This window comes from Helcobacillus massiliensis (genome assembly GCF_033106145.1).
GTDB lineage: Bacteria > Actinomycetota > Actinomycetes > Actinomycetales > Dermabacteraceae > Helcobacillus > Helcobacillus massiliensis.
The window spans coordinates 1958169-1982983 of sequence record NZ_CP136959.1; the positions used below are offsets into that span (position 1 = coordinate 1958169).

Sequence of the window (24815 nt, forward strand, 5' to 3'; positions counted from 1 at the left end):
GGGTAGGCGGCGCGGGTGACCGGGCGTTGGCGTGAGGATTGGCGGCAGGGATGGACGCGGTGACGATCCGGTGGCCGCGCGGGGAACTTCGTCCCCGCGCACAGCGAAGCGGGCCCCTCACCGCATGGGTGAGGGGCCCGCTTCTCAGATGGGGTGACCCGGTGCCGGGCCGCCCGGAGGGATCACTCCTTGGTGATCTCGTAGTAGATCGGGGTGGTGTCCCAGGCGTACTTGACGTCCTTGACGACGTTCGAGAAGCCGCCGAGGCTGTTCTGGTACCACAGCGGGATGGCGGGCAGATCCTCCATCAGCAGGGCCTGGGCTTCCTTGAACTTCGCGAGCGCGCCCTCGGTGTCGGTGGCGGACAGGCCGTCGGCGAGGAGCTTGTCGAACTCGGGGTTCTTGTAGTCGGCGTCGTTCGAGCCCTTGCCGTCGGCCGCAGCGGAGCTGTAGATCGGGCCGAGGAAGTTGAACATCGACGGGTAGTCCGCCTGCCAGCCGGAGCGGAACGCGCCGGGCATCTTGCGGTTGGTGATCTGCTCACGGAACTTGCCGAACTCGGGGAACGGCTTCGGGGTCGCCTTGACGCCGAGCGCCTCCTTCACGGAGTTGCACACGGCCTCCACCCAGTCCTTGTGGGGACCGTCGGAGTTGTAGCCGAGGGTGAACTCGCCCTCGAACTTCTGCATGGCCTCGGCCTTGTCCCACAGCTCCTTGGCCTTCGCCTTGTCGTACTGGAGGACCTCGGCGCCCTTGATGTCGGTGGCACCGCCGCCCTCGATCACAGGAGCGACGAAGTCGGTCGCCGGGGTGCGGGAGTCGAAGACAGGTTCTTGCAGATCGACTCGCGGTTGATGGCGCGGGAGATCGCCTGGCGGCGCAGCTTGCCCGCTTCTCCCTGGTAGTTCTTGTCCGTCGGGGAGAAGGTGATCGACTGGAACACCGCACCCGGTGCGTTGACCGATCGCTCACCGAGCTCGTCCTGGAAGGTGGACAGGCGGCTCGGCGGGATGGTGTCGGTGACGTCAACGGCGTCCGAGAGGAGGTCGTTGTACATCGTGTCGTCTTCGAGGTAGATGCGGTAGGTGATGCCGCCGTTCTTGGCCTTGCGGGGACCGTTGTAGTGCTCGTTGGGCACGGTGACGATCTCCTGGTCGTGGGACCAGGTCTCCAGCTTGTACGGGCCGGAGGAGATCGGCTTCTCGCCGAACGCCTTCATGTCCTTGAACGCGGAGGGCGGCATCGGCATGTACGCGGAGTAGCCGAGGCGCTGAGCGAAGTCGGACTGCGGGGCCACCAGGGTCACGGTGAAGGTGGTGTCGTCCTCGACCTTGAGGCCCTTCATCTCCTTGATGGTGCTGCCCTCTTCGGCGACCTCGGCGAAGCCCTCGATCGGGTCGAAGAAGGACTGCAGGAGCTGGCCGTTGGCGGCCGCGGCACCGTAGTTCCAGGAGTCCACGAAGTCCTGCGCCTTGATGACGGACCCGTCGGAGTACTTCTGGTCGGCCTTGAGCTTGACGGTCCAGACCTTGGAGTCATCGGACTCGACGGACTCGGCGAGGTCGGGCTCAGCGGAGCCGTCCTCCTTGTAGTACATGAGGCCGGAGAAGATCGACTGGATCACGCGACCGCCGCCGGTCTCGTTGGTGTTGGTGGGAACGAGGGCGTTCTGCGGCTCGGTGCCGTTCACGATGACGGCTGCACCGCCGCCGCCGCCGGAGCCGCTGCCGCTCTTGTTGTCGCCGCCGCAGGCTGCAAGGGCGCCGAGGCCGACGAATGCGACGGAGCCGGCGAGGAGTGATCGACGTGAGAGATCCATGTTCTTCTTTCCTTCGGGGAACAAGGGAGCGAGTGTGAACGCACCATCGCGTGCACCACATCACAATGATTGGTGACAGCGTAGCCGGATGGCGTGCACTGCGCCACTTCAAGGGCCCCGGGGCCCGGTGACCTCCCGGAACACCGGCACGGGCGGCGCCCACCAGGCGGTCTGACACGCAGCGGCGGCATGCTTCGGCCTAGTGTTTCGGGGTGCTGAATGCTGTTCTCCTCGCTGTGATCGTGATGCTCGTGCTGTCCCTGGCGCGCGTGCACGTGGTCCTTGCCCTGTTCATCGGCGCCGTCGTCGGCGGTCTCGTGGCCGGTCTCGGCCTGGACGCCACGATGGTGGCCTTCCAAGAAGGCCTGGCCGGCGGCGCCCAGATCGCGCTCGCGTACGCCCTGCTGGGCGCGTTCGCGATGGCGGTGGCGAGTTCGGGCCTGCCGGACGCGCTGGCGGCGTGGATCGTCGGCCGCCTCGGCGGGGCATCCGATTCCGCGCAGCAGGGCGCCGTCACGGCCGTGCGGTGGGCGCTGGTGGCGGGCGTGCTGGCGATGTCGGTGATGAGCCAGAACCTGATCCCGGTGCACATCGCGTTCATTCCGCTGCTGATCCCGCCGTTGCTGGTGGTGATGAACCGTCTGCGCCTGGATCGCCGCGCCATCGCCTGCACCCTCACGTTCGGCCTGGTCACCACCTATATGCTGCTGCCCGTCGGCTTCGGATCGATCTACCTGAACGACATCCTGCTCGGCAACATCGAAAAGGCGGGCATGCCGGTCGGCTCCGTCAACGTAATGGCGGCGATGGGCATCCCCGCGGCTGGGATGGCGGCGGGTCTGCTGGTGGCGCTGCTGGTGAGCTACCGCCGCCCGCGGATGTACGCGGATGTGGCGGTTGGGGCGGCCGACGCGCGCCCGAATCCGTCGGCCCCCGAACCTGACGACGCCGGCGAGGCAGCCGATGCCGCGAGCAGCCCAGCAGCAGCGGCCAGGCGCGCCGACGAGGGCCCCAGCGCTGGCCGCCAGCGCTTCTCCATGGTGATGAGCCTGGTGGCGGTCGCCGCCTGCTTCGCGATCCAGCTGGTGCTGACCGCTCTCGAATCGGAGGCGAACCCGCTGCTGGTGGGCGCGCTGGTGGGCCTCGCGCTGATGCTGGGCACGGGCGCGGTGCCGTGGCGGCGCGCGGATGACGTGTTCACCGGCGGGATGCGGATGATGGCGCTGATCGGGTTCATCATGATCGCCGCGCAGGGCTTCGCCGCGGTGATGACCGCGACCGGCCAGGTGGAGCCGCTGGTGAAGTCCGCCGCTGAGCTCGTGGGCGACAATCGGGGCGCGGCAGCGCTGGCGATGCTGGTGGTGGGCCTGGTGGTGACGCTCGGCATCGGGTCGTCGTTCTCGACCCTGCCGATCATCGCGACGATCTATGTGCCGCTGTGCGCGTCCCTTGGGTTCTCCCCGGCGGCGACCGTCGCACTGATCGGCACGGCCGGGGCGCTGGGTGATGCGGGCTCACCGGCATCGGATTCGACGCTCGGGCCGACCGCCGGTCTCAACGCCGACGGGCAGCACGACCACATACGCGACTCGGTGATCCCGACGTTCCTGCACTTCAACCTGCCGCTGCTGGCCGCCGGCTGGATCGCCGCGATGGTCCTCTGACGCGGCTGCGCGGGGTCAGCTGCGCGGCGCGCGCGGCGGGGTCGGCGCGGACATCACCGAGGTGTGACTGCCCGGGCCGAAGCCCTGCTGCGCCGGCGGCTGCACGGGCGGCTGCGCCGGCGGCTGAGCAGGAGGCTGCGCCGGGTACTGCCCGGTGTGCGGGGAGGGCGGGGCCGACGGCGCTGACATGCCTGACTGCGCGGGCGGTGCCGCGTGAGAACCCGTCGGCCCCTGCACCCCCGCCGCCGCCATCGGCGCGCCGGCGAACTGCGCCCCGTTCGGCGCGGGGTGCGGCGCGGCCTGCGCGGAGCGACGCTTCGCCCGGCGCACCAGCGCGATGATCGCGAACACGATCGCGAGGGCGAACACCAGCAGCACGATCAGTGCGATCACGCCCACCCAGTTGCGGGACTCCGCCTCACCGGTGACGGAGGGCGCGCTGGAGGTCGCCTCGGTGGTGGTGATGGAGACGCTGCTGCCCTTCGCGGAGGTCTTCCCCTTCGGGTCGGAGGACACGGTGCCGGGCTGGGCCTCGTACCCGTCGGGCAGCTTCACGGTCCACGTGCTGGCCGCCGGCGGGTTCTCACTGAGCTGGCGAGGTGCGGCGAAGGATGTGTGGAAGCGGCTGGTGGTGGTGAACATCGACTCGCCGGACTTCGTGATGGTGCCGGTGCCGTAGGGCCCGTCGGCGCCGATGTACTCGCCCACATCCCCCGCCAGCTGCTCAGCGGTGCCGCTGAACGTCATCGTGTAGGTGACGGTGTCGCCGTCCTCAGTGCGCTTCGGGTCCGCTGCGCGGCTGTCGCCCTTGACCCAGGCGGCGATGTCCTTGCCCATCTTCGCGTCGTCCTCCTTGGAGAACGTGTACGCGTAGGCGACCTCGCCGCCACCGACCTCACCGATTGTGGTGGTGGCGCGGAAGTCCTGCACCAGCACCATGTGCGAGTACGTCACGGTGGACTTGCCCGTGTCCGAATCGACGCCGCTCTCGGTCAGGTGCTCCCAGCCCTCCGGCACGTCGTGCTCCGCACGGATGACACCGGAGTCCGTGCAGATCGTGGAGCAGGTCAGGGTGTCGGTGACGTAGGTGGTGGACCGCAGGGGGTTCTCGGAGTCCGGCTCAGTGGTGACCTCGAGGGAGGTGCCGGAGGTGTTCAGGGCGGTGTCGGTCTGCGCGGAGATCGCCTGCGCATCACCCTCGGGAAGGGTGAGCACCCACTGGGTGTCGCCGTTGTCGTCCGTGGACTTCTCGGCCTTGCCGCCGTCCGGAGTGACCGAGTCGATCCACGCGTCATAGTCCTTGGGGCTGCGGGCGTAGGAATCCGCGGGCAGAGTGTAGGTGATGGTGCGGGTGAGGGCGTCGCCGCTGCCGATGCCGCCGGTCTTCACCGCGATGGCCGTGAAGCCGTACTGGGAGGCCTCGCCGGCGTCGATCGGTTCGAACTGGTCGGTGATCTCATCCTGGCCCGGCAGCGCAACGGTGACCTCGCCGGAGCCGGAGAAGTCGGATGCGCTGACGGTGTCGGAGCCGAGCTTCGCCTCAAGGGCGTTGGCCGTCCAAGCGAGCAGGTCGGCGGAGGTGAAGTTCTCGTCGATGCGGGCGCCTTCGGCGAACGGCTTCTTCGGCAGGGTCAGTGTCACGGATGCCTGCTTGTCCACGCCGCCGGCGTCCAGCAGCTTCTGCGCCTTCGCTTCGTAGTCGGCGGGGTCGGTGAAGGTGATCTCGAAGTTGTAGACAGTGGCCCCGTCGGCCCCCGAGGACATGCCGTGGTAGGTGATCTCACCGGGCACGTTCGCCTTGATGGTCTCATCGATGACGCCGGCGCCGCCGGGGATGGACTCCATGTCGCTCTGCGTGATGACGAGGGAGATGACGCGGGAGCCAGCGCCCTTGTCGTCGATGGTGAGCTTGGTGTTGAGGGTGGGGCCGCACGCCGCCAGCACCAGCATCATCACCGCTGCGATCGCCATCATCATCAGCGCGCGCGGCATGCGCAGCCGCTGCACCATCGTGGTGTCCATTCCAGCTCTCCCCTCAGCGCCCGGCAGTGCGCGCAACACGGTCCTGGCCGCATGATACGGGAGTTGAGGGACCGACGGGGGCCGCCCGGGCGAACTGGGACGAATCGGACGGGGCCGGGTGGGGCGTGCGGGCACGGGCGGGGCCCGGCTGGTCAGGCGGCCGACGGGTTCCGCTTCAGCATCCGCTTCCCCTCTTCCAGACGGTCCTGGCGACGGACTACGCCGACGCGCGCTCGAAGCGCCCCGCGACCACGAACAGGATCAGGCTGATGATGCCGCCCACGAAGATGCCGATCGCGGCCGGCAGCGCCGACCCCTCCCCCGCCAGGCCCACCACCGGGGCGGCGAGGGACGCAGCGCAGGCGAAGCCCAGGCCGATCATCGCCGATGCCGTGCCCGCCATATCAGTCGCTTCGCGGGACGCCATCGCCGCGCCGTTGCCGAAGATGAAGCCCTGCGGCGCCACCGTCAAGAAGAACGCCGGGAACACCACCCACGCCGGTGTGCCGAGCAGCAGCACCCCGATGAGCAGGAATGCTCCCGCCGCGATCACCACGGGGATCGCCCACCGCATCAGGGACCGCGGACTGCGGGTCTGGGTGAGCCGCGCGGAGGTGAAGCTCGCCAGCATCATGCCCGTCGCATTCACCGCGAACGAGATCGAATAGACGGTGGAGGAGAACCCGAGCAGGTTCTGCACCACGAAGCTGGAGGCGGACACGTACGCCATCAGCGCGAACGCGCTGAACGCGTTCACCAGCAGGTAGGAGGTGAACGCGGGCCGGCGCAGCAGCCGCGCCACATTCCGTGCGAAGGTGCGGAAGCCGCCGGGCTGACGGTCCTGCCTCGGCAGCGATTCGGGGATCCGCAGCACCAGGGCGATCAGGGACAGGGCGGTGGCGGTGGCGATCACGATGAACACCTCCCGCCACGACCCCACGATCAGGATCACCCCGCCGATCAGTGGCGCGATGATCGGGGCGATGCCGACCATGCCCTGCAGGAGGTTCATGGAGCGGAACAGTTCCGGCCCGCGCGCCAGATCGATGAGGATGGCGCGCGAGAGCACCATCCCGAACCCGCCGCCCATGCCCTGCATGACGCGGAAGATCAGCAGCCAGCCGATGCTGGGGGCGAGAGCGCAGCCGATGGAGCCCACCAGGCACAGCAGCGTCCCGGAGATCAGCGGCACCCGTCGGCCCAGGCGGTCGCTGAGGGGGCCCGCCACCACCTGGCCGGCGGCCGCACCGGCGAAGAACGCCGTCAGCGTGAGCTGCACGTGGGCGGCGCGGGCGGTGAGGTCCGCGGCGACCTCGGGGAACGCCGGGATGTACATGTCGGTGGCGAGCGGACCGATGGCGGCGAGCGCCGTCAGGATGGTGATGGTGAGGGCGCCCAGGTGGGCGCTCTTCGCGCGGGTTGCCGGCATGACTCCTCAGTGCAGCTGTTCGAACTTGCGGTGCCAGGCCGAGGCGATCGGGTTGGCGTCCGCCATCATGATGCCGAAGCGGTCGTTGGCGATCTCCACGACCTCCGCGAGCGCGACCACGCGCTCCTGTTCGCGGGAGTTCTCCAGCCGACGGATGCCGGAGGTGATGATCTGCTGGCGGGAGTCCATCCGGCCCAGGCATGCCACGAACGGGAGGTCGAACTTCTCGCGGTAGGCGTCGGCGAGCTCCTGCAGCTGCTGCTGTTCGGCATCGTCCATGTTCTCCAGGGCGAGGGAGCCGGCGACCTTCGCGATCTCCTCTGCGCGGGTGTCGTCGGCCAGGAGGAGTTCGGCCATGTCGGGGTAGTCCTCGATGAGGGCGATCTGCTTCTCGTGGGGTGCGGTGAGGACCGCTTCCTGGATCGCTTCGCGCAGGTCCTGGACGGAGGAGAAGGGGCCGCGCTGGGCGGCGGCCTCCAGCGGCCAGGTCTCGTTGTTGAACAGGGGTGCGAGGGCGGTGGCGAACTCGGCGGTGTCCATCGCGGAGATCTCCTCCATGGTGAGGCGGGACCCGTCGGCCCCCACCGCAACATCCGGGCCGGCCTGGCGGCCCACGTGGAAGAACAGGAGGTTCAGCACGATCGCGCAGATGGAGCCGACTGTGACGCCGGAGGCGAACAGCACCTGCAGGGAGGAGGGCACGAGCTCCGCGATGGCGGGTTTGAACGTGACGAGCAGGGCGAGGCCGAGCGAGATGGTGACCACCACGGCGTTGCGGTTGTCCCGCAGGTCCACGGAGGCGAGGGTCTGGATGCCCACCAGTGCCACGTTCGCGAACAGGGCGAGGGAGGCGGCGCCGAGGACGGGCCCCGGGATGGAGGCGACCACTGCTCCGGCCTTCGGCAGCACGCCGAGGATGATCATGATGACGCCGGCGCCGGCCACCACCCAGCGGGAGCGGACGCCGGTGAGGCGCACCAGCCCCACGTTCTGCGCGAAGCAGGTGTAGGGGAAGGAGTTGAGGACGCCGCCGAGGGTGGTGGAGAGCCCGTCGGCGCGGATGGCGGCGCGGATGTGGCCGCGGGTGATGCGCTTGCCGACGATCTCCCCGGCCGCGAACACGTCACCGGTGGTCTCCACCATGGTGATCAGCATGACCACGATCATGGAGATGGCGCCGGTGAGGGTGAAGGCGGGCAGGCCGAAGTAGAACGGGGTGGTGACGCCCACCCAGTCGGCTGTGCCGACCTCCGCGAAGGACGCGTCGCCCAGGGCGAGGGCGGTGGCGGTGCCGATGATCAGGCCGATGAGGATGGCGATGGTGCCGAGGAATCCGCGGAAGAACCGCTGGGCGGCCACGATGACGGCGAGGGTCAGGGCGGCGTAGAGGACGTCGCTGCTGGCGGGCGTGCCGTCGGCCCAGGAGGTGATGTCGTTCGCGGAGACGGCGAGCAGGGTGATGCCCATGCAGGTGAGGACGGTGCCGATCACCACCGGCGGGAAGAAGCGGATGAGCCGCGCGAAGTAGGGGGCGGCGAAGAACGTGAACAGGCCCGCGATGATGACGGAGCCGTAGATGAACGGCAGGGCCGCGGCGCCGCCCTGCCCGCCGGTGGTGGCCAGGCCGATGGCGATGATCGGGGAGATCGCGGTGGTGGTGACGCCCTGGATGATCGGCAGACGCACCCCGATCCTCCAGAAGCCGACGGACTGGATGAGGGTGGCGATGCCGCAGGTGAACAGGTCCGCGTTGATCAGGTGGATGGTCTGCGCGGGCGTGAGGTCGAGGCCGCCGGCGATCAGCAGCGGCACCACGACGGCGCCGGCGTAGAACGCGGCCACGTGCTGAATGGACAGGACGCTGAGGCGCGGCAGCGGCGGCACCTGGTCCACGGGGTGGATGCGGGGCGCGGCGGCGGGAGCTGAGGACATGGTCCCCATGCTATTGCGGGGCCGACGGGTGCCGGGAACCGATGTGAGGCCGGCCCCGTCGGCCTGCGCCTGTGCGGGTGCCGCGGCACCCGTCGGCATGACCCCGGGCTGGCGGCTGAGCGCGTCGGCCTGGATCGTGCGCGCAGGCGGCGCGGGAATGATGGGGGCGCCGTGAGCGGGGTCTCCCGGGCATTGACCCGTCAGCAAAAGTAGTTTTATGTTCAACTACATGAGTTCGCCGGGCCGCCGCCCGGCCCGCCACCCGAGGAGGCGCCCCATGCAGTTCGGAATCTTCACCATCGCCGACATCACCCCTGATCCCACCACCGGCCGGGTCCCCACGGAGAAGCAGCGCCTCGACCAGATCGTGCGCATGGGCCGGCTCGCCGAGGAGGTGGGTCTGGACGTCTTCGCCATCGGCGAGCACCACAACCCGCCGTTCGTGACCTCCTCCCCCACCACCACGCTCGCCACCATCGGCGCGCAGACCACGAACATCATCCTGTCCACCGCGACCACCCTGATCACCACCAACGATCCGGTGAAGATCGCGGAGGACTACGCGATGCTGCAGCACCTGACCGACGGCCGCGTGGACCTCGTGATGGGCCGCGGCAACACCGGCCCCGTCTACCCGTGGTTCGGCCAGGACATCCGCAGGGGCGTGGAGCTCGCGGTCGAGAACTACGCGCTGCTGCACGAACTGTGGCGCAACGACGTGGTGGACTGGCAGGGACAGTTCCGCACCCCGCTGCAGCAGTTCACCTCCACGCCGCGCCCGCTCGACGGCGTCCCCCCGTTCGTGTGGCACGGGTCGATCCGGTCCCCGCAGATCGCCGAGCAGGCCGCCTACTACGGCGACGGCTTCCTCCACAACAACATCTTCTGGCCCATCAGCCACACGAAGCAGATGGTGCAGCTGTACCGCGAGCGCTACGAGCACTACGGCCACGGCAAGGCGCACCAGGCGATCGTCGGCCTCGGTGGTCAGGCGTTCATGCGCCCCAACTCGCAGGACGCCGTCAACGAGTTCCGCCCCTTCTTCGACAACGCCCCCGTATACGGCGGCGGCCCGTCCCTGGAGGACTTCACCGCGCAGACCCCGCTCACCGTGGGCTCACCCGAGCAGGTGGTGGAGCGCTACCTGTCCATGGCGGACCATGTGGGCGACTACCAGCGCCAGATGTTCCTCATGGACCACGCCGGCCTGCCGGAGAAGACTGTCATGGAGCAGATCGAACTGCTCGGCACGACGGTGGTGCCGGTGCTGCGCGAGGAGTTCGCGAAGCGCCGCCCCGCCGACGTTCCCGACGCCCCCACGCACGCGGCCCGTGTGAAGGCCGCTGCTGAGGCGCGCGGCGCCGAGTTCGACTCCTCGTACCGCTTCGAGACCGGGGACAATTGGACCGGCCTCACCGCGGAGGCGCGCAGGGCTGAGGCCGAGCGCGGCCGGCTGAACGACTGATCCCGTCGGCCGGCCTTCCCGCTGGGCGGACCGCCCGCGCCCCGCTCCCGACCCCGCATTCGCATGTGACCATCCGAGGAGGCACTCCATGACACGCACTCTGACCATCGCCGTGGTGCAGGCGGGCCTGTCCACGCCCTCATCCACGTCCCGGCTCGCCGACGTCCTGCAGACCGCTCTCGAGACCGAGGCCCGTTCGCGTGCGCTCGAGCCCGAGGTGACGCGGATCGACCTGCGGTCCATTGCGGTCGGGATCATGGAGGCGACGATCTCGCCGGTGAAGCCCGCCGCTGTGCAGCGCGCGCTGGATGCCGTGAGCTCCGCGGACGTCATCATTGCGGTGACGCCCACGTTCAACGCGTCGTTCTCGGGGCTGTTCAAGTCGTTCTTCGACCTAGTGAAGCCGAAGGCCCTGGCCGGTGTCCCGGTGATGCTGGGCGCGACCGGCGGCACCGCCCGCCACTCCCTCATCACCGACACGGCGATGCGGCCCCTGTTCTCCTACCTGCGCGCAATGCCGGTGCCGACCGCGATCTTCGCCGCGAGCGCCGACTTCGCCTCCGCAGACGACTCCCTCGCTGCGCGTGCTCGCACCGCCGCGGAGGAGGCGATCGTTCTGCTCGGTGTGGACGCCCCGCCGGCCGACGGGGCCGCCGACCCCAGTGGTGCCGGCGCTGGTGACGGCGCCGACGACAGCGCTGCTGACGGCGCTGAGGGTTCGTCTCAGAAGCCGGGCCGCGGGATCTCGGCAGCTGCGGGCCGCACGTCCGCTGCCGACGACTTCACCGACTTCGTCCCGTTCGGCGACCTGCTGAAGCAGATGAAGAAGTAGGCTCACTCCCCCGGGCCGCCGACCAGGGACAGCCAGCCCCCGGACCGCCGTGCCGGCCGGTTCCGTGCGTTTCAGCGCTCATTTCCTCGAACAAGAGCGCTGAAACGCATTCAATGGGTGCCGGGCAGGGCCTGGGGACTCGGGTCGGGGCCGGCCAAGACCGGCCGAGACCGGCCGCGACCGATATGCCGCACCGCGGTAGGTTGGGGCGCATGAGGATCCCGCCCGCTGGCCACGCCGGTTCCTGGTTCGCGACCGCGAGCACAACCCACTCCGCCTTCGGCCCGGATGACGCCCCCGCCCCGTCGGTCGCGCCCGCAGCGCCCCGCACCGGTCGCGGCCTTCCGCGCATGCCGGCGTGGGGCCCCATGGACAGCGCCGAGTACGGCCGCACCTCCCCGCCAGAGGAGATCGAACGCGCCGTTCGCGTGCTCGCCGCGAACGGTCCCGTCGTGGTGCTGACCGGCGCCGGTATGTCCACCGATTCGGGCCTGCCCGACTACCGCGGGCGCACCGCCACGGCCCGCCAGCCGATGACGATCCACGAGTTCACCGGCTCGGACCTGTCGCGCCGCCGATACTGGGCGCGCTCCACCGTGGGCTGGCGGCAGTTCCTGCAGGCGCGACCGAATCAGGGGCACCGCCTCCTCGCCGCGATCCAGGCCGTGTCCTCCCCGTTCCCGATCAGTGCCGTCATCACCCAGAACGTGGACGGCCTGCACGAAGCCGCCGGCACGAAGCGGGTGATCCCGCTGCACGGGCAGCTGTCCCTCGTGACATGCCTCGGCTGCGGGCACCTGTCCTCCCGGCCGCTGCTGCACGAACGGATGCTGCTGCTGAACCCGGACTACGCCGCCCGGATCGACGCCCTCGCCGACCAGGTCGCCCAGGCACCCGACGGCGACGCCGACGTGGACCGCACCCACGACTTCCGCTACCCCCTCTGCGGCATCTGCGGCGGCATGCTGAAACCGGACGTCGTGTTCTTCGGCGAAGCGGCCCACCCGCAGGTGGTCCGCGACTGCTACGCCGCGGTCGAGGAGGCGGGCAGTGTGCTCGTGCTCGGCTCCAGCCTCACGGTGCAGTCGGGTCTGCGGTTCGTGCGCGCCGCAGTGAAGGCGGGCAGGCCGGTCGTGGTGGTGAACGACGGCCCCACGCGGGCCGACGGAGTCGCTGCCGTGCGGATCGCGGGCCGCATCACCGATGTGCTTCAGCTGTGGTGCGGCGCTGAAAAGACAAAGACCGACGGGTAGCGAGAACGCCTCGATGACCCGTCGGTCCTTGACAGCCGGAAATGTGAAATCAGGATACTGAGCTGACTGCGGCGGCCACTCGCCCTTCGCTGTCGATGTAGCTCACCAGCAGCTTGTAGTCGCCGCTATCAGGTTTCTCCTCTGTTGGAAGAGAAATGGTCAGCTTGCCGTTCTTCACCTTCTGCTTCACGCTGCCAGCCACAGATTCGCCATCCCACAGGAATGCCCGAACCTCACCAGCGGAAGGGGTCCGAACCTTTGCAACCAGCCTCTTCCCGCGCCACTTGGCTGAGTCGACACGCAGATCACCCCGAGCCGGTGCGGCTCCGCCAAGCGGTACACCGTCTGCGGCGGATTGGATGATCGACTGGGGCGACTCTATGGAGAGGGCCGCCGTCCTTGGGAGGATGGGGTCCTTCGGGTTCGAACCGCCATCGGACAGCCCCTCAACTCGAAGCAACCCCCACCGCCACGGATCAGCTCGCATTCCGGGGAACGTCGACCACCCCACCCGGTCCTGAGCTGTTTTGTCCTGGGTGTCAGAATCGTTGATCACCACGTTGAAGCCCATATGTTCGGGGTCGATCGCGTCAGGCAGCACGACAAATGGAATCTTCACTTCGAGGCCATACCCGGTGTATTCCTCCTCTGTCCCAGCCATGACCACTGCGACCTCCATCCCAGGCGCAGTCTCGCTGGCTTCACCTTGATGGTTGTCACGATCGCGCCCGACACCAGGGGCTCCAGTCATACTCCCCATCGACGGCATAATGCCTGCGATGAACGTGTGAGCTGTATTCGGCGCAGTCCCTCGTGGATCCACGTAGATCTCGACCGAGTCAGTTCGACGCTGCCGCTTGTTGTCCTCTGGAGGCAGGATGGTTCCGCGCACGTCGTCCTGGACTGATACGAAAACATACAGATTCTCGCCGTCGTGGCTGATCCGAGAGGTACCGCTGATGGTTTCCGTCGTTCCCCCCATCGGCGTCCCCTGCCACACAGTGTCGACAGGGAGGTCTTCGCCGGGGAAGACGGCAGGGTCCAGAACACCTGTCAGCGCCTTGGGCGGTTCGACCTTTGGAACCACCGACGTCGGGACCAGATTCATGACGGTATTGCGCACGGCCACAGCTCCAGCGGATTCCGTAAGGATCGGAACCGGCCAGCTGCCACCGTTCTCGGCGCGGTTGCCGAACGGGATACTTGTATCGACGTTCTCAAACCACACCGAGAAAGACTCGCGGCCACGCGGCTCGATCGAAGATATGTCCACCATGTCAGGTTCCACACTGAAGCCTGCCGGGACCTGAACACTCACTCGTCCACGCTGCTCGCGGGACGAAAAACTCTCGACTACGATCTCCTCCTCATCGCGCCACCCCTGTGGCACCGAAAACAGCTCGGGAACGAGGGCATCGAGGTGCCGCATTCCAATGGACTTCGTCCACTCCCGGAAGTCAGCGATCTCCTCAAGTGGCGCAATGCTGGCCTCCAACGCCCCTGCTCGCCGAACAGGGGCGAAGCACTTGCCTGCTGTTCCATCCGGGAGGGCGAGCTCCGCCCAAATCTGCCCGGTCTCGCCACTCTCGCCATCCGAGGCGACGACCGTCAATGCCAGGTCGACACTTTCCCCAGCGCTCAGACTGGGCATGGCCAGCTCCGCAGGATCGGCCTTCCAGCCTTTGGGCACGACCACACTGACCGGGGCCGCCGGCACGTCGCCTTCCGGAGGTGCCGTGACACGAACGGCCACCTTGCGGGCTTCACCGGCGACGAATTCATACGTCTCCGGTTTCACTTCCAGGAGAAGGCCCAGAGGCAAACCTCCCTCGGACTGTGTCACGGCGCCCTCCAGAGCTGCAGCATCGCCGCTACGAGGATCTGACAGTGGAGACTTGGAGTGGATGACGGTCAGCCAGTTCACCCGGATTTCGGCCGGGTCGCTCGGGGACGGCGGTCGAAGGTGCCACCCCTGGGTGACATAGTCATGGACCGAGTCGTCCCGCACTGCGGACCAGCGGCGGTTTTCCCGTTCGCTGAAGGTCCCGTCCCAAGTTCCAAAGACAACATCTGCGTCGACCGTCGGGCCGTACCCTCTTTTCACTGCATCAGCACCGGTGGCCCCCTCGCCGTTCGCACCTACGCGGAGGATCCGTCGAGGCGTCCAAGGAGCGAACCCTTCGTCAACATGCTCAGGGAAGACTGAGGGGTCACCCGCCTTCAAATAGGCTTCAACGGCGTACATTGCCGCCTGCTGATGATTGCCGTGGTTCCCTTCCACAGCTGACGGGTTCATGGTCAGGATGATCTCCGGCCGAGTTGCACGAATCACTCGGATGATCCGGCCCAGCAGCGCATCTCCGCCCCAGACCTCTCGAGACAGCGGCGCACTTGCGGTGTAGTAGAAATCCACCTCATCGAGATTGAAGACGTGTCGTACCCCAGCCCGTCCCACCGCCGTACGCTCTTCGGCCTCACGGAGACGCCCCAGAGGTGGGCCCTCTTCCAGCCCGACTGCATTGCCCCCTCCTTCACCGCGCGTAATGGTGATGACTCCGGCTTCGACTCCGTGGTATTCGTTCCATTGACCGAGTGTGGCCAGGGAACCGTTCTCGTCATCAGGGTGGGCTCCGATGAAGAGGACGTTGAGCTTCACAGAGTCGGGATCCTGTGCGTGCGCGCTAGCGAGAGCGTGTTCCGCCGGCGTCATGAGCGCGCCGCCAAGACCGATCGTGCCGACCGCCTGCAGTACACCTCTTCGACTCATCGCCAGGCTCCGGGTCGCGGCTGTCTTCGTCATATCAGTACCTCCATCCACCCCGTCGACTGTGACGGGATACATACTTCATACGCCGCAGTAAGCGACGAAGCAAGAGGATCGGTCCACAAGCCTTGCTCCTCGTCAAGACGAAAACCCATGATCCACTGGACTGCGCCCAACATCCGGGGTTGAAGGAGAGGTCTTGCGCGCCCACTTTCTTTCGCGTATAAAGTATCTATGTCAACGGAGACTCCGGTCACATTACAACCGGCACAGATGACGGAGGGACTCACTGCGGCAGTGAGCACCCTCCTGACCTGCGGCGCGCTGTCTCGCACTGAACTCGCGGAGATCACCGGCTACTCCCAGTCATCCATGACGACACCGATCAAGACACTGCTCGGCAACGGCTACGTCCAGGAGATCGGCCAAGCGAATTCAACAGGCGGGCGTCCCCGTACGCTGCTTCAGTTCAGGCGCTCTGCGGTTCGTCTCACGGTCATCGGCATCCAGTCCGGAGACATCGTGGTGCGCCAAGTGGACCTTGACCAGCAGATCTATGCCCAGATCCGCCGCCCCCTCGACCTCGGGGACCCCGGACAATCGCTCATCGCAGCCATCGAAACCCTCCACTCCGTGACCACCGAACCGTCGCGCTGCGTCGTTCTGTCGCTCCCGGGAGTGGTGTCCGAAGAGGGGTACATTGCGCTCGCACCCGAGCTGGGAGACGCGGACCAAGCCACGCTCGCTGAACGCCTTCGATCCGCTCTGCGCATCGCCGTGATCATTGAGAACGATGTCAACCTCGTAGCTCTTGGAGAGTGCGGGCGCTTCGACGGCGACGCCGCGCTCATCTATGTGGGCGGCGGCATCGGCGGAGCACTCCTGGTGGACGGCAAGATCCACGTAGGGGCAACCCGTTCAGCCGGAGAGATCGGATTTCTTCCCTGGCGTTCGTCCAAACTGAGCGGGGAGGTGGGGCAGCTTGAGTCGGAATTCTCAATTCCCCGCCTGACCCGAGGGGCACGCGAGCTGGGTATCGATACCGAAGAGCATCGCCTCCTCGAGGATCTGATGACCTCCGAGAACGATGCCGCGAAGGGCCTTCTCTCCGGCGCACTTGATGCATGGGCCTATGCCTCCGCGGTGTACGTCTGCGTGGCGAACCCTCACACCGTGGTCCTTGCCGGTGCTCTCCCTCGCCTCGACAAGCCGCACAGATCAAAACTCAAATCTCGCATTCGACGGCTCTGTCCAAGCGACGTCGACATTCGATTCGCCCAGCATGGAGAGGATGCCCTGGTCCGCGGCGCCATCAGTTGCATGGAGACCCGCCCCCAGCTGCTCCTAGAAGCAAGCGACCCTCCGCACTCCGAGAGTCCGAAAAGCGGCCCTTGAGGACTTGTCCTTCTCAGAACTCCAACAAGTGCAGCCGACGTGACAATGCAGTCACCCCAGAAAGGAGAGATCAATGATCTCACGACGCAACCTCATCCGAGGCACCATCCTCGCCACCGCTTCCACAGCCGTTGTCTCGGCATGCGGACTCGGCGGAACCTCCTCCAGCTCCGGGAAGGGAGATGATGCCGGCAAGCCCACGGCGTTCACGATCTACACCGCCCGCGACAAGTCGCTTGCGGAATCAGTCGTCGCCGACTTCGAAAAGGCCAATCCGGACTGGGAGGGCATGGCCACCATACTCACCCTGGGCGCACAGGAGGCCCTGGAGCGCGTGCGGGCCGAACAGGCGAATCCGCAGGGCGATATCTGGTGGGGCGGCACCCGGCAGCAGCTCAGTGCTGCCGCAGCCGATGGCGTGCTCGCTCCAGCTCCTCAGGACGTCATCGACGCCGTTCCCGAAGCTTCCCGAGATAAGGACGGACTGTGGGTCGGCGAGATGAAGCTTGCCGAACTCTTCATGATCAACACCGATGTCATGTCAAAGGACAAGGCACCGAAGGACTGGGACGACCTGCTCGGAGCTGACATGAAGGACAGCCTCATCATTCGAGACGTGGAGGCGTCCGGCACCATGAGGTCCATCTACTGCGCCATGATCGACCGCGCCGATCCGGACGCTCCCGAAGCCGGGTACGAATGGCTCAAGAAGCTCGATGCCAACACTAAGGCCTACGCCGCCAACCCCACCGACCTCTACCAGCGTCTGAGTCGACAGGAGGCCCCGCTCTCCCTGTGGAATCTCCAAGACATCATGCTGCAGCACTACGGGGACTTCTCGATGCTCGACGCGGTTGTTCCTGCGTCTGGCGCCCCGATGCTCGTCGACGGTCTCGCCAAGATCAAGGACGGTCCCGGTGGGGCAGGAGCAGACAAGTTCATCAGCTTCCTCATGAGCGAGGACGAGCAGAAGAAGCTCGCCGAAGAGCAGTACCAGATCCCGACGGTGGAGCTCAGCGATGAACCGAAGTGGCTCGCCGACCTGGGCCTGAAGGAGATGGAAGTGGACTGGGACCGCATCGCCGAGAACGAATCCGACTGGATCGGCTATTGGGCCCAGAACATCAAAGGCAAGGGCTGAGGTCCCTCTGCCCACCCTTTGACCGCACCGAAGGAGCACCATGACCAGCGTCAGCCTCACCGACATCACCAAGGACTATGGCAGCGGGATTCCCTCTGTCAGTTCCCTCAGCATCGACATCGCCGATGGAGAGTTCTTCACTCTCCTCGGCCCGTCGGGCTGCGGGAAGTCCACGACTCTGCGAATGATCGCTGGGTTCATCTCTCCCAGTTCAGGCCAGATCCGTTTCGGTGATCGCGATGTCACGCGTGTGGCTCCGCACAAACGCGACACCGGCATGGTGTTCCAAAACTACGCCCTATTCCCCCACATGAATGTTGCCGCCAACGTCGGCTACGGCTTGACCACGCGGCGCATTCGGGGAGAGGAGAAGCGGCGGCGAGTCGCTGAGGCATTGGAAGTCGTCGGCCTCAGCGACTACGCCGACCGCGGCATCGGTCAGCTGTCCGGCGGGCAGCAGCAGCGGGTGGCGCTGGCACGCGCACTGGTCATTGATCCGTCAGTACTGCTGCTCGATGAGCCTCTCTCCAACCTGGATGCGAAACTCCGTGAGGAGACGCGCGGACATATCCGACGCATCCAACAGGAGTCCGCTACCACCAGCGTCTATGTGACGCACGACCAAGCTGAAGCGATGGCGATGTCCGACCGCATCGCCGTGCTGAAGGACGGCGTCCTCCATCAGGTCGCCCAACCGCGTGAGATCTACCGGTGCCCCGCCACTGCTTTTGTGGCTCGGTTCATCGGCCGCTCGAATGTCCTAGGCGGCACTGTGGAGGACGTCGATGACCGGTACTGCACGATCCGGCTCGACAGCGGCGCAGTCATCTACGCGCCCCGAACCGCCAGGACCTCCGGGGATGCCCCGACATCCGGAGAGAAAATCGCCGTTTCGCTGCGCCCAGAGTCCCTTTCGGTCGCTCTGGTCGACAGCTCGACTTCTCCGGCCGCTGGTTCCATTCGTGCGCGCGTAACGTCAGTGGAGTTCACGGGGGCCACCTGCCTTGTGATGACGCAGGTCGGAGAAGACGAGGTCCTTGCATCCGTTCCCGATTCCGACAGTCTGCCGCAGCCTGGCGACGACGTTGACCTGACTCCGTCCGCCGAGAAAATCTGGATGGTGAAACCGTGACGGCATTGAAAGGGAATCGGACCCGCCTGCAGACCAGCACGTCGTCGGACAGGTTCGTTTACGTCCTGGCCATTCCCCTGGCCTTCATCCTGCTTGTCTACATCGTTGTCCCGATGATTGCGACGCTGCTGACGTCATTCCAGAGCGGAGGCGACGTCTATCGGGACTTCACCTCAGGCACGTCGAAGTCGGCCCTCATCCTCTCGGTTCTCATTTCGCTGGGCTCCGTTGTGACCAGCGGGATCGTCGGGACATGTCTGGCGGTCCTGCTGACCCGCTTCCGGTTCCCGGGCAGAGGGATCCTCAAGATCGTCGCCCTCGTTCCGTTGGGACTCCCGCCTCTTATCGGGGCACTGTCGTTCTACTACCTGTACGGGTCATCCGGAATCTTCCCCCGAGCCGTATCAAGCCTCACCGGCCTTCCAGCCCACGCGTTTGCGTTCGACGGCATCGCCGGCGTCATGTTGGTGCACACGCTGACGATGTACCCCTACTTCTATCTGTCAGTGTCCGCGGGCCTCGCTGGGAGTGACGCTTCACTCGAGGAAGCCGCGATGAACCTCGGTTCCTCTCGTGCTCGGATGTGGCGCACTATCGTTCTGCCGATGTTGACACCGGCCCTCGTCTCCGGAGCGCTGCTGACCTTCATGGTCTCCATGGCCTCATTCACCGCGCCGCAGTTCTACAACGTCAACACATTGACGATGCGCATCGTGGCCGCGAAGACGTCCGGAAACTACGAACTCGCGGCCGCACAGTCAACCGTGCTCTCGATCGTCTCGATCCTTTTCCTGCTGACCATGCGCTGGTACCAGAACCAACGATCGACACGGAGCCTCTCCAAGGGCACCCCGCAAGTCGCCACACCGCTCACCGGCGCCTGGGCGCGTGTCGCGGCAGGAATGTGCTCACTGCTGATCGTCCTGACCCTGGCGGCTCCGGCCGCCACGATTGTCCTGCTGTCCTTCACTGTCGACGGAACCTGGACGACCCAGATCCTTCCTCCGCAGTACACGCTGCAGAACTTCGTCGATATCGCCTCGAACCCGCGCAGCCTCCGTCCGATATTGGTATCCAGCCAGATGTCGTTGCTGGCAATGCTGGCCTCGATCCTGATCGGCGTTCTGACCGCGTGGGTGGTGGCCCGTTGGCGCGGACGCGGAGCCAGCGTCCTTGATCTGATGATCATGCTCCCGTGGGCACTGCCGGGAACGGTCGTCGGCATCAATATCGTGACGGCCTTCGCTTCGCCCACGCCGTTCAACCTTGGACAGGTTCTAGTCGGGTCCCTGTGGATCCTTCCCGTTGCGTACTTCATCCGTTTCGTCCCCCTCGTATTCCGGAACGCCGCAGCGTCGATCGCGCAGATCGACCCTTCCGTCGAAGAGGCCGCCCAGAATCTCGGGGCGACTCCCTGGCGCACCCTGCGCACTGTCACCCTTCCCCTGATGGCGCGAGGGGTGATAGCCGGCGCCCTGCTTGCATTCATCCAGGGGTTCGGTGAATACGTAGCGTCGGTCGTGATCTACCCGGCGAGGTTCACACCGCTGTCGGTCGAGATCTACAACCGGCAGTATGCGAACGAATTGGGTTCAGCCTTCGCCTACGGCGCACTGCAGATGGCAGTGATTCTCATCGTCCTGATCATCTCCGAGGTTGTTCAGAACCCGCGGCCGCACCGCGATAAGCGATGGCGGAACATGCGCCATGTCAAGCCGTCCCGAATGGCGGCGATCGCACCGAAGACAGTCTGAAAGGTTCAGTGGTGACCAGTACAAACCATTCCGCGCCCCTTCGAGACCGCGGTGATCTGAGCATCTATTGGGACAACCACCTGCGGGTCGCCTTTGAAGAGGCGGCACCTCATGACCTGCCCGCAATGGTCGAAGCATCGATTGCACATATCGTGATGCTTGGCGAGACGGAGGCTCTCCCCTCCGATCGCGCGAGCCGGCTCATCCGCGGCCTGCTTCGGCTCTGGGAATCCTGGGCGCCCACCAGCTCGGATTGGCGTCCACGTGTCCGCAGCTTTCCTTTCGACGGCGCCGTTGAAGATCCTTACTACTTCTTGGAGTCTGAGCTAGCGGCGGCCTGCGACATGGCGACCGCAGACCTGGATGTGCAGCTCGCTCGTAGCCGCAATGATTTGGACGCGGGAGTGTTCCGAATGGTTCTGCGTCGCGGCGTGCTCGATATCGCCGACATTCTGCTGCGGGCAGTCCAGGAGCTCAGCGACGCTGCCGAACGGAACCTGTCGTCACTGATCATCGGGCACACCCACCGTCGTCCCGCCCAGCCGACCACCATCGCCCATGTGCTGAGCGGAGCCGCAGAGGCCCTGTTGTCCCAGGCGGATGAGCTGCTGTCCGTCTACGACGAGCTCAACGTTTCTCCGCTCACGTCAGCCGCCTTCGCAGGTACTGACATCGCAGTCGACAGCCGGAGAATCAGCGATCTGCTGGGCTTCGATCGCCCATTCACATCCTCGTACGAAGCCGTGGCGGGAGCCGAGCACTTCATGCGCGTGGCCGCGATCCAGGCCAGAATCAGTGCAACCGGCGCTCGGTGGGCTCGCGTGGTGCAGGAATGGATGAACCTCGGGTGGATTGAGACGCCCGGAAGCTTCAGTCAGGGCTCCTCGATCATGCCGCAGAAGCAGAATCCTGTTGTGCTGGAGCACATGGTGTCGATGGCCGGCGCCGCGAACGGCGACCTGGTGAGTGTCTATTCGACCATCGCCGCGGGATGGTACGAAGACTCGAACAACGCCACCACTGATGTGCAGAAGCACCTGTGGGCATCAGTGGAACGGACAGTCAGGTTCCTTCGCCTGTTCGCCGGTGTCGTCCGCGAGATCAGACCGCTTCGACTCCCGTCCAGCGCACAGATCGTGTCCTCCGGCGCTACGACGACGGCAGTGGCCGAAGCCCTTGCAGTCCACGGTGTCCCATGGCGAGCAGCCCATGACGTAGTCGGCGCCCTCTTCCGCGCCGGTGAACCCGCGACCTGGCACTCTCAACAAGTGGAGGCCGCCCTGCGGAGCGCAAGTATTGAGGACTCGGACGGCACGCTCGCATCCATTGTGATGTCCTCGGGCAATGAACCAGAGAAGATCCTTGCCCGGGATCAGGACGGCAGCCCTGGCGAAGCCGCACAGAAGCGGACCATCGACGGCGTGCGTCAACGTTGTCGGGAGCTTCAGCAGTCATTCGAGGATCGGCGCCAGCACATTGACGATGCCCGCTGCGACTTGATGGCCCTTGCACGCGAGCGCGGAGGACGAGCTCCACGGACTCGGATCAGCGTCATCGGTAATCTGAACCCTGACGTGGTGATTCATGGTCGCGCTGACTTTCCGGCCCCCGGAGAGGAAGAGGTCGTCCCGGAGATCGACCTGAGGATCGGCGGGTCCGCCGCCAACACGGCGCTGCGTTCGGCTCAGCTCGGCGTGCCCACAACACTCACAGCCCCCGTCGGTTCTGATCCAGGTGCTGATCTGCTTCGCGGCTTGGCGCAGGAGGAGGGACTGGAGCTCAACCTCGTCACTGTGAATGGTTGCACCCCCATCACTGTTGCCGCCGAAGCAGCACATCGGGATCGGTCGTTCATCTCGTCGCTCGGTGCCCTCGCGGAGTTCGGTCCTGAAGACGTCGACGATCAGGCTCTGAGCGCCGGTTGCCTGCTCCTCAGCGGCTATTTCCTCCTGCCTCACCTCCAGGGGAAGCGGCTGGCTGCGTTGCTCGAGCGAGCTCAGCAGCTCGGGGCCATTACGGCGCTGGACATGGGCCATCCGGCTGGTGGATGGTCGGAGAGGCATCGTGTAGGCCTGTTCGAACACGTCTTCCCCCACCTCGACATCCTGTTGCCCAATGAATCCGAAGTCCTCGGTCTCACCGGTGCGGCGACGGCTCGTAATGCCCTGGATCGTTTCGCCGACGCTCACCCCATGGTCATCACGAAGATGGGAGAGCAAGGCGCGTTGGTTCAGTCGGGGCCGAGAGGACAGCGACGCGTCACGGCGGTTCCTGCTCCCAGAGTCAGTCCGGTGGACACCGTCGGCGCGGGGGATGCGTTCAACGCCGTGTTCCTCACCGAATTCATGCGGCACAAGGACCCAGAAGAGGCAGCACGCACCGCCGTTTCGACGACTTCACGAGCGATTTCTCTGCCCTCATCGCTCCGGGACGATGTGTTCCGTAAGCACCGCACGGGCAGAGGCGACGACTCGGTCTGACGAGCGGCCGGTTCCAACCGCGTCGGCAACCGACAACACTGGCACAGACCGGCACCCCCGAGCGGCCGTGTGCTGGCACAATGGGCCCCATCCCTGCAGTGACGTGGGCCTCCTCTCCGCGTAACTGCACCGGCCGACGGCAGCACCCGTCGGCCTCCTCCCCCGCCCCGCGAAGGAGTCCCCCGTGTCCTCGATGAAGAAGACCCTCGGCCTGCCGTCCCTGATCGCGCTCGGCGTGGCGGGCGTGGTCGGGTCCAGCTGGATCTACACGTCCTCTACGTTCTTCGCCGACGTCGGCGCCGGCGGCATGATCCTCGGCCTGCTGGTCGGCGCCGCGCTCGCTGCCTGCGTGGCCCTCGCCTACGGTGAGCTGACCAGCGTGATCCCCCGCGCCGGCGGCGAAGTGGTGTGGTCCACCGCCGCCCTCGGGTACCGCGCGGGCTTCGCCACCGGCTGGTTCCACATCGGCGCGTACATCGCGTCCCTGTCCTTCTACGTCACTGCGTTCGGCACCCTGCTCAGCAAGTATCTGCCGGTGTTCGAGTCGATGCCGCTGTACTCCGTGAACGGGGAGGCGGTCACGCTGCCGGTGCTGGCGGTGGGGATCGCGCTGGCGCTGATCGTGTTCGCCCTGAACTGGTTCGGGGTGGGGCTCGGTGCGCAGCTGCAGGTGGCGCTGTTCGTGATCATGCTGCTGATCGGTGCGGCGCTCGCCGTGACTGCGGTGTTCGCCGGTTCGCCCTCGAACCTGTGGCCGGCGTGGTCGGCGGGCCAGGCGCCGCTGGCGTCGACTGCGCGGATGGTGGTCCCCGGCATCACGTACGTGGTCGGGTTCTCCCTGGTGGCGGTGCTGGCGGAGGAGTCGAGCCTGTCGCCGCGCCGCGTGGGCCGCGCCGTGGTGCTGACCGTCGCCATCGCCGCGCTGTTCTACACCACCGTGCTGCTGGCGACCGCGACCGTGGTGCCGTGGGAGGACGTCGCCGCCATGGACCTCGGCACGATCGATGCGTTCACCACGGCCGGCTTCCCGCTGCTCGGGTTCGGCGCGTTCCTCATCGCTGTGCTGGGCCTGGTCACCAGCTTCATCGGCCTGTTCGTCGCCTCCTCCCGCGTGGTGCTCGCGCTCGCGCGCGCCCGCATGCTGCCGGGCTCCCTCGCCGAGGTGCACGCCGGCTCCGGTGTTCCCCGCAATGCGCTGCTGTTCGTCCTGGTCATCACGATCGTGCTGGGCCTGCTGGGGCCGGGCGCCATCATCTGGTTCCTCGATGCGGGCGGCGTGTTCCTCGGGATCGTGTGGCTGCTGGTGGTGGTCGCGAAGTACCGCCTGCCGAGGCGGTTCCCGAACGCGCAGTACGCGTACCGGGCGCGGCCCGCGTTCCTGCCGGCGATCGGTGCAGTCGGTGCAGTGCTCGTGATCCTGTTCGCGCTGATCCCGGGCACGGGCCTGACACTGCAGTGGCCGGCGGAGCACATCATCCTCGCCGGTTGGGCGCTGCTCGGTGCTCTGATCTACACCCTCACCGACCGGCCCCAGGGCGCGGACAGGGACGAGGCGCTGGATGAGCTGCTCGGCGCGGAGGCGTCAGCGGCGCTGCGGGGGCAGTGAAGCACGCCTCCAACTACCGGCGGTCATCGTCACCGCACAACGCGGCAATCGAAAACGGGCATACCCGCACACAATCGACGCGTGCGGCATAGCATAGGGACATCCCCCGCGCCCGCATCGAACACCG

16 protein-coding genes are annotated in these 24815 nt (G+C 66.5%); 10 read left to right on the plus strand and 6 right to left on the minus strand.

The window, feature by feature from the left end:
* Positions 1 to 182: 182 nt before the first annotated feature.
* A complete protein-coding gene (locus tag R3I40_RS09035) occupies positions 183 to 785 on the minus strand; it encodes an ABC transporter substrate-binding protein (protein ID WP_317699954.1) in 603 nt (200 codons plus the stop codon).
* A complete protein-coding gene (locus R3I40_RS09040; RefSeq protein WP_317699955.1) occupies positions 782 to 1819 on the minus strand; it encodes a peptide ABC transporter substrate-binding protein in 1038 nt (345 codons plus the stop codon). Before R3I40_RS09040 ends, R3I40_RS09035 begins: the two co-directional genes overlap by 4 nt.
* A gap of 212 nt (positions 1820 to 2031) precedes the next feature.
* Between R3I40_RS09040 and R3I40_RS09045 the strand changes: the two genes are divergently transcribed.
* Complete coding sequence (locus R3I40_RS09045) at positions 2032 to 3483, plus strand: Na+/H+ antiporter family protein (protein ID WP_285262274.1); 1452 nt, start codon at positions 2032 to 2034, stop codon at positions 3481 to 3483.
* Positions 3484 to 3498: 15 nt separating this feature from the next.
* On the opposite strand, the gene R3I40_RS09050 is transcribed toward R3I40_RS09045, so the two are convergent.
* The 3 genes from R3I40_RS09050 to R3I40_RS09060 all read right to left on the minus strand — a co-directional run bounded on the left by R3I40_RS09050 (position 3499) and on the right by R3I40_RS09060 (position 8866).
* The gene (locus R3I40_RS09050) at positions 3499 to 5505 is read right to left on the minus strand and encodes a hypothetical protein (RefSeq protein ID WP_285262275.1); all 2007 of its coding nucleotides are present in this window, start codon (positions 5503 to 5505) and stop codon (positions 3499 to 3501) included.
* Positions 5506 to 5722: 217 nt separating this feature from the next.
* Complete coding sequence (locus R3I40_RS09055; protein WP_285262276.1) at positions 5723 to 6934, minus strand: multidrug effflux MFS transporter; 1212 nt, start codon at positions 6932 to 6934, stop codon at positions 5723 to 5725.
* A gap of 6 nt (positions 6935 to 6940) precedes the next feature.
* A complete protein-coding gene (locus R3I40_RS09060; protein ID WP_259923640.1) occupies positions 6941 to 8866 on the minus strand; it encodes a solute carrier family 23 protein in 1926 nt (641 codons plus the stop codon).
* 277 nt (positions 8867 to 9143) lie between these two features.
* On the opposite strand from R3I40_RS09060, the gene R3I40_RS09065 reads away from it, so the two are divergent.
* From R3I40_RS09065 to R3I40_RS09075, 3 genes are all read left to right on the plus strand, one after another.
* Positions 9144 to 10331 carry an LLM class flavin-dependent oxidoreductase gene (locus tag R3I40_RS09065; RefSeq protein WP_285262277.1) on the plus strand — a complete coding sequence of 396 codons (1188 nt, stop codon included), beginning with the start codon at positions 9144 to 9146 and terminating at the stop codon, positions 10329 to 10331.
* Between the two features lie 88 nt (positions 10332 to 10419).
* Positions 10420 to 11163, plus strand: a complete 744-nt coding sequence (locus tag R3I40_RS09070; RefSeq protein ID WP_183376920.1) for a CE1759 family FMN reductase — start codon at positions 10420 to 10422, stop codon at positions 11161 to 11163.
* 212 nt (positions 11164 to 11375) lie between these two features.
* A complete protein-coding gene (locus R3I40_RS09075; protein WP_285262278.1) occupies positions 11376 to 12416 on the plus strand; it encodes a Sir2 family NAD-dependent protein deacetylase in 1041 nt (346 codons plus the stop codon).
* A 49-nt stretch (positions 12417 to 12465) separates the two neighbouring features.
* Here R3I40_RS09075 and R3I40_RS09080 read toward each other — a convergent pair whose 3' ends face one another.
* Positions 12466 to 15216, minus strand: a complete 2751-nt coding sequence (locus R3I40_RS09080) for a PIG-L family deacetylase (protein ID WP_285262279.1) — start codon at positions 15214 to 15216, stop codon at positions 12466 to 12468.
* Between the two features lie 261 nt (positions 15217 to 15477).
* On the opposite strand from R3I40_RS09080, the gene R3I40_RS09085 reads away from it, so the two are divergent.
* The 6 genes from R3I40_RS09085 to R3I40_RS09110 all read left to right on the plus strand — a co-directional run bounded on the left by R3I40_RS09085 (position 15478) and on the right by R3I40_RS09110 (position 24688).
* Positions 15478 to 16575, plus strand: coding sequence for an ROK family protein (locus tag R3I40_RS09085; RefSeq protein ID WP_285262280.1), 1098 nt, complete (start codon positions 15478 to 15480; stop codon positions 16573 to 16575).
* Between the two features lie 73 nt (positions 16576 to 16648).
* Positions 16649 to 17716 (plus strand): extracellular solute-binding protein, encoded by a 1068-nt coding sequence (locus tag R3I40_RS09090; protein WP_239376491.1) that lies wholly within the window; start codon positions 16649 to 16651, stop codon positions 17714 to 17716.
* 40 nt (positions 17717 to 17756) lie between these two features.
* The gene (locus R3I40_RS09095; protein ID WP_239376490.1) at positions 17757 to 18848 is read left to right on the plus strand and encodes an ABC transporter ATP-binding protein; all 1092 of its coding nucleotides are present in this window, start codon (positions 17757 to 17759) and stop codon (positions 18846 to 18848) included.
* The gene (locus R3I40_RS09100) at positions 18845 to 20602 is read left to right on the plus strand and encodes an ABC transporter permease (protein WP_239376488.1); all 1758 of its coding nucleotides are present in this window, start codon (positions 18845 to 18847) and stop codon (positions 20600 to 20602) included. The genes R3I40_RS09095 and R3I40_RS09100 overlap by 4 nt, the downstream gene beginning before the upstream one ends.
* Positions 20603 to 20613: 11 nt before the next feature.
* Positions 20614 to 23082 (plus strand): PfkB family carbohydrate kinase, encoded by a 2469-nt coding sequence (locus tag R3I40_RS09105; protein ID WP_285262281.1) that lies wholly within the window; start codon positions 20614 to 20616, stop codon positions 23080 to 23082.
* A gap of 193 nt (positions 23083 to 23275) precedes the next feature.
* The gene (locus R3I40_RS09110; RefSeq protein ID WP_285262307.1) at positions 23276 to 24688 is read left to right on the plus strand and encodes an APC family permease; all 1413 of its coding nucleotides are present in this window, start codon (positions 23276 to 23278) and stop codon (positions 24686 to 24688) included.
* Positions 24689 to 24815: the final 127 nt, after the last annotated feature.

Excerpts from the sequence above, each read along its gene's own strand:
- R3I40_RS09040 (WP_317699955.1), bottom strand. The coding sequence starts at position 1,819 with ATGGATCTCTCACGTCGATCACTCCTCGCCGGCTCCGTCGCATTCGTC.
- R3I40_RS09050 (WP_285262275.1), bottom strand. The coding sequence starts at position 5,505 with ATGGACACCACGATGGTGCAGCGGCTGCGCATGCCGCGCGCGCTGATG.
- R3I40_RS09055 (WP_285262276.1), bottom strand. The coding sequence starts at position 6,934 with ATGCCGGCAACCCGCGCGAAGAGCGCCCACCTGGGCGCCCTCACCATC.
- R3I40_RS09060 (WP_259923640.1), bottom strand. The coding sequence starts at position 8,866 with ATGTCCTCAGCTCCCGCCGCCGCGCCCCGCATCCACCCCGTGGACCAG.
- R3I40_RS09065 (WP_285262277.1), top strand. The coding sequence starts at position 9,144 with ATGCAGTTCGGAATCTTCACCATCGCCGACATCACCCCTGATCCCACC.
- R3I40_RS09070 (WP_183376920.1), top strand. The coding sequence starts at position 10,420 with ATGACACGCACTCTGACCATCGCCGTGGTGCAGGCGGGCCTGTCCACG.
- R3I40_RS09075 (WP_285262278.1), top strand. The coding sequence starts at position 11,376 with ATGAGGATCCCGCCCGCTGGCCACGCCGGTTCCTGGTTCGCGACCGCG.
- R3I40_RS09080 (WP_285262279.1), bottom strand. The coding sequence starts at position 15,216 with ATGACGAAGACAGCCGCGACCCGGAGCCTGGCGATGAGTCGAAGAGGT.
- R3I40_RS09090 (WP_239376491.1), top strand. The coding sequence starts at position 16,649 with ATGATCTCACGACGCAACCTCATCCGAGGCACCATCCTCGCCACCGCT.
- R3I40_RS09095 (WP_239376490.1), top strand. The coding sequence starts at position 17,757 with ATGACCAGCGTCAGCCTCACCGACATCACCAAGGACTATGGCAGCGGG.
- R3I40_RS09110 (WP_285262307.1), top strand. The coding sequence starts at position 23,276 with ATGAAGAAGACCCTCGGCCTGCCGTCCCTGATCGCGCTCGGCGTGGCG.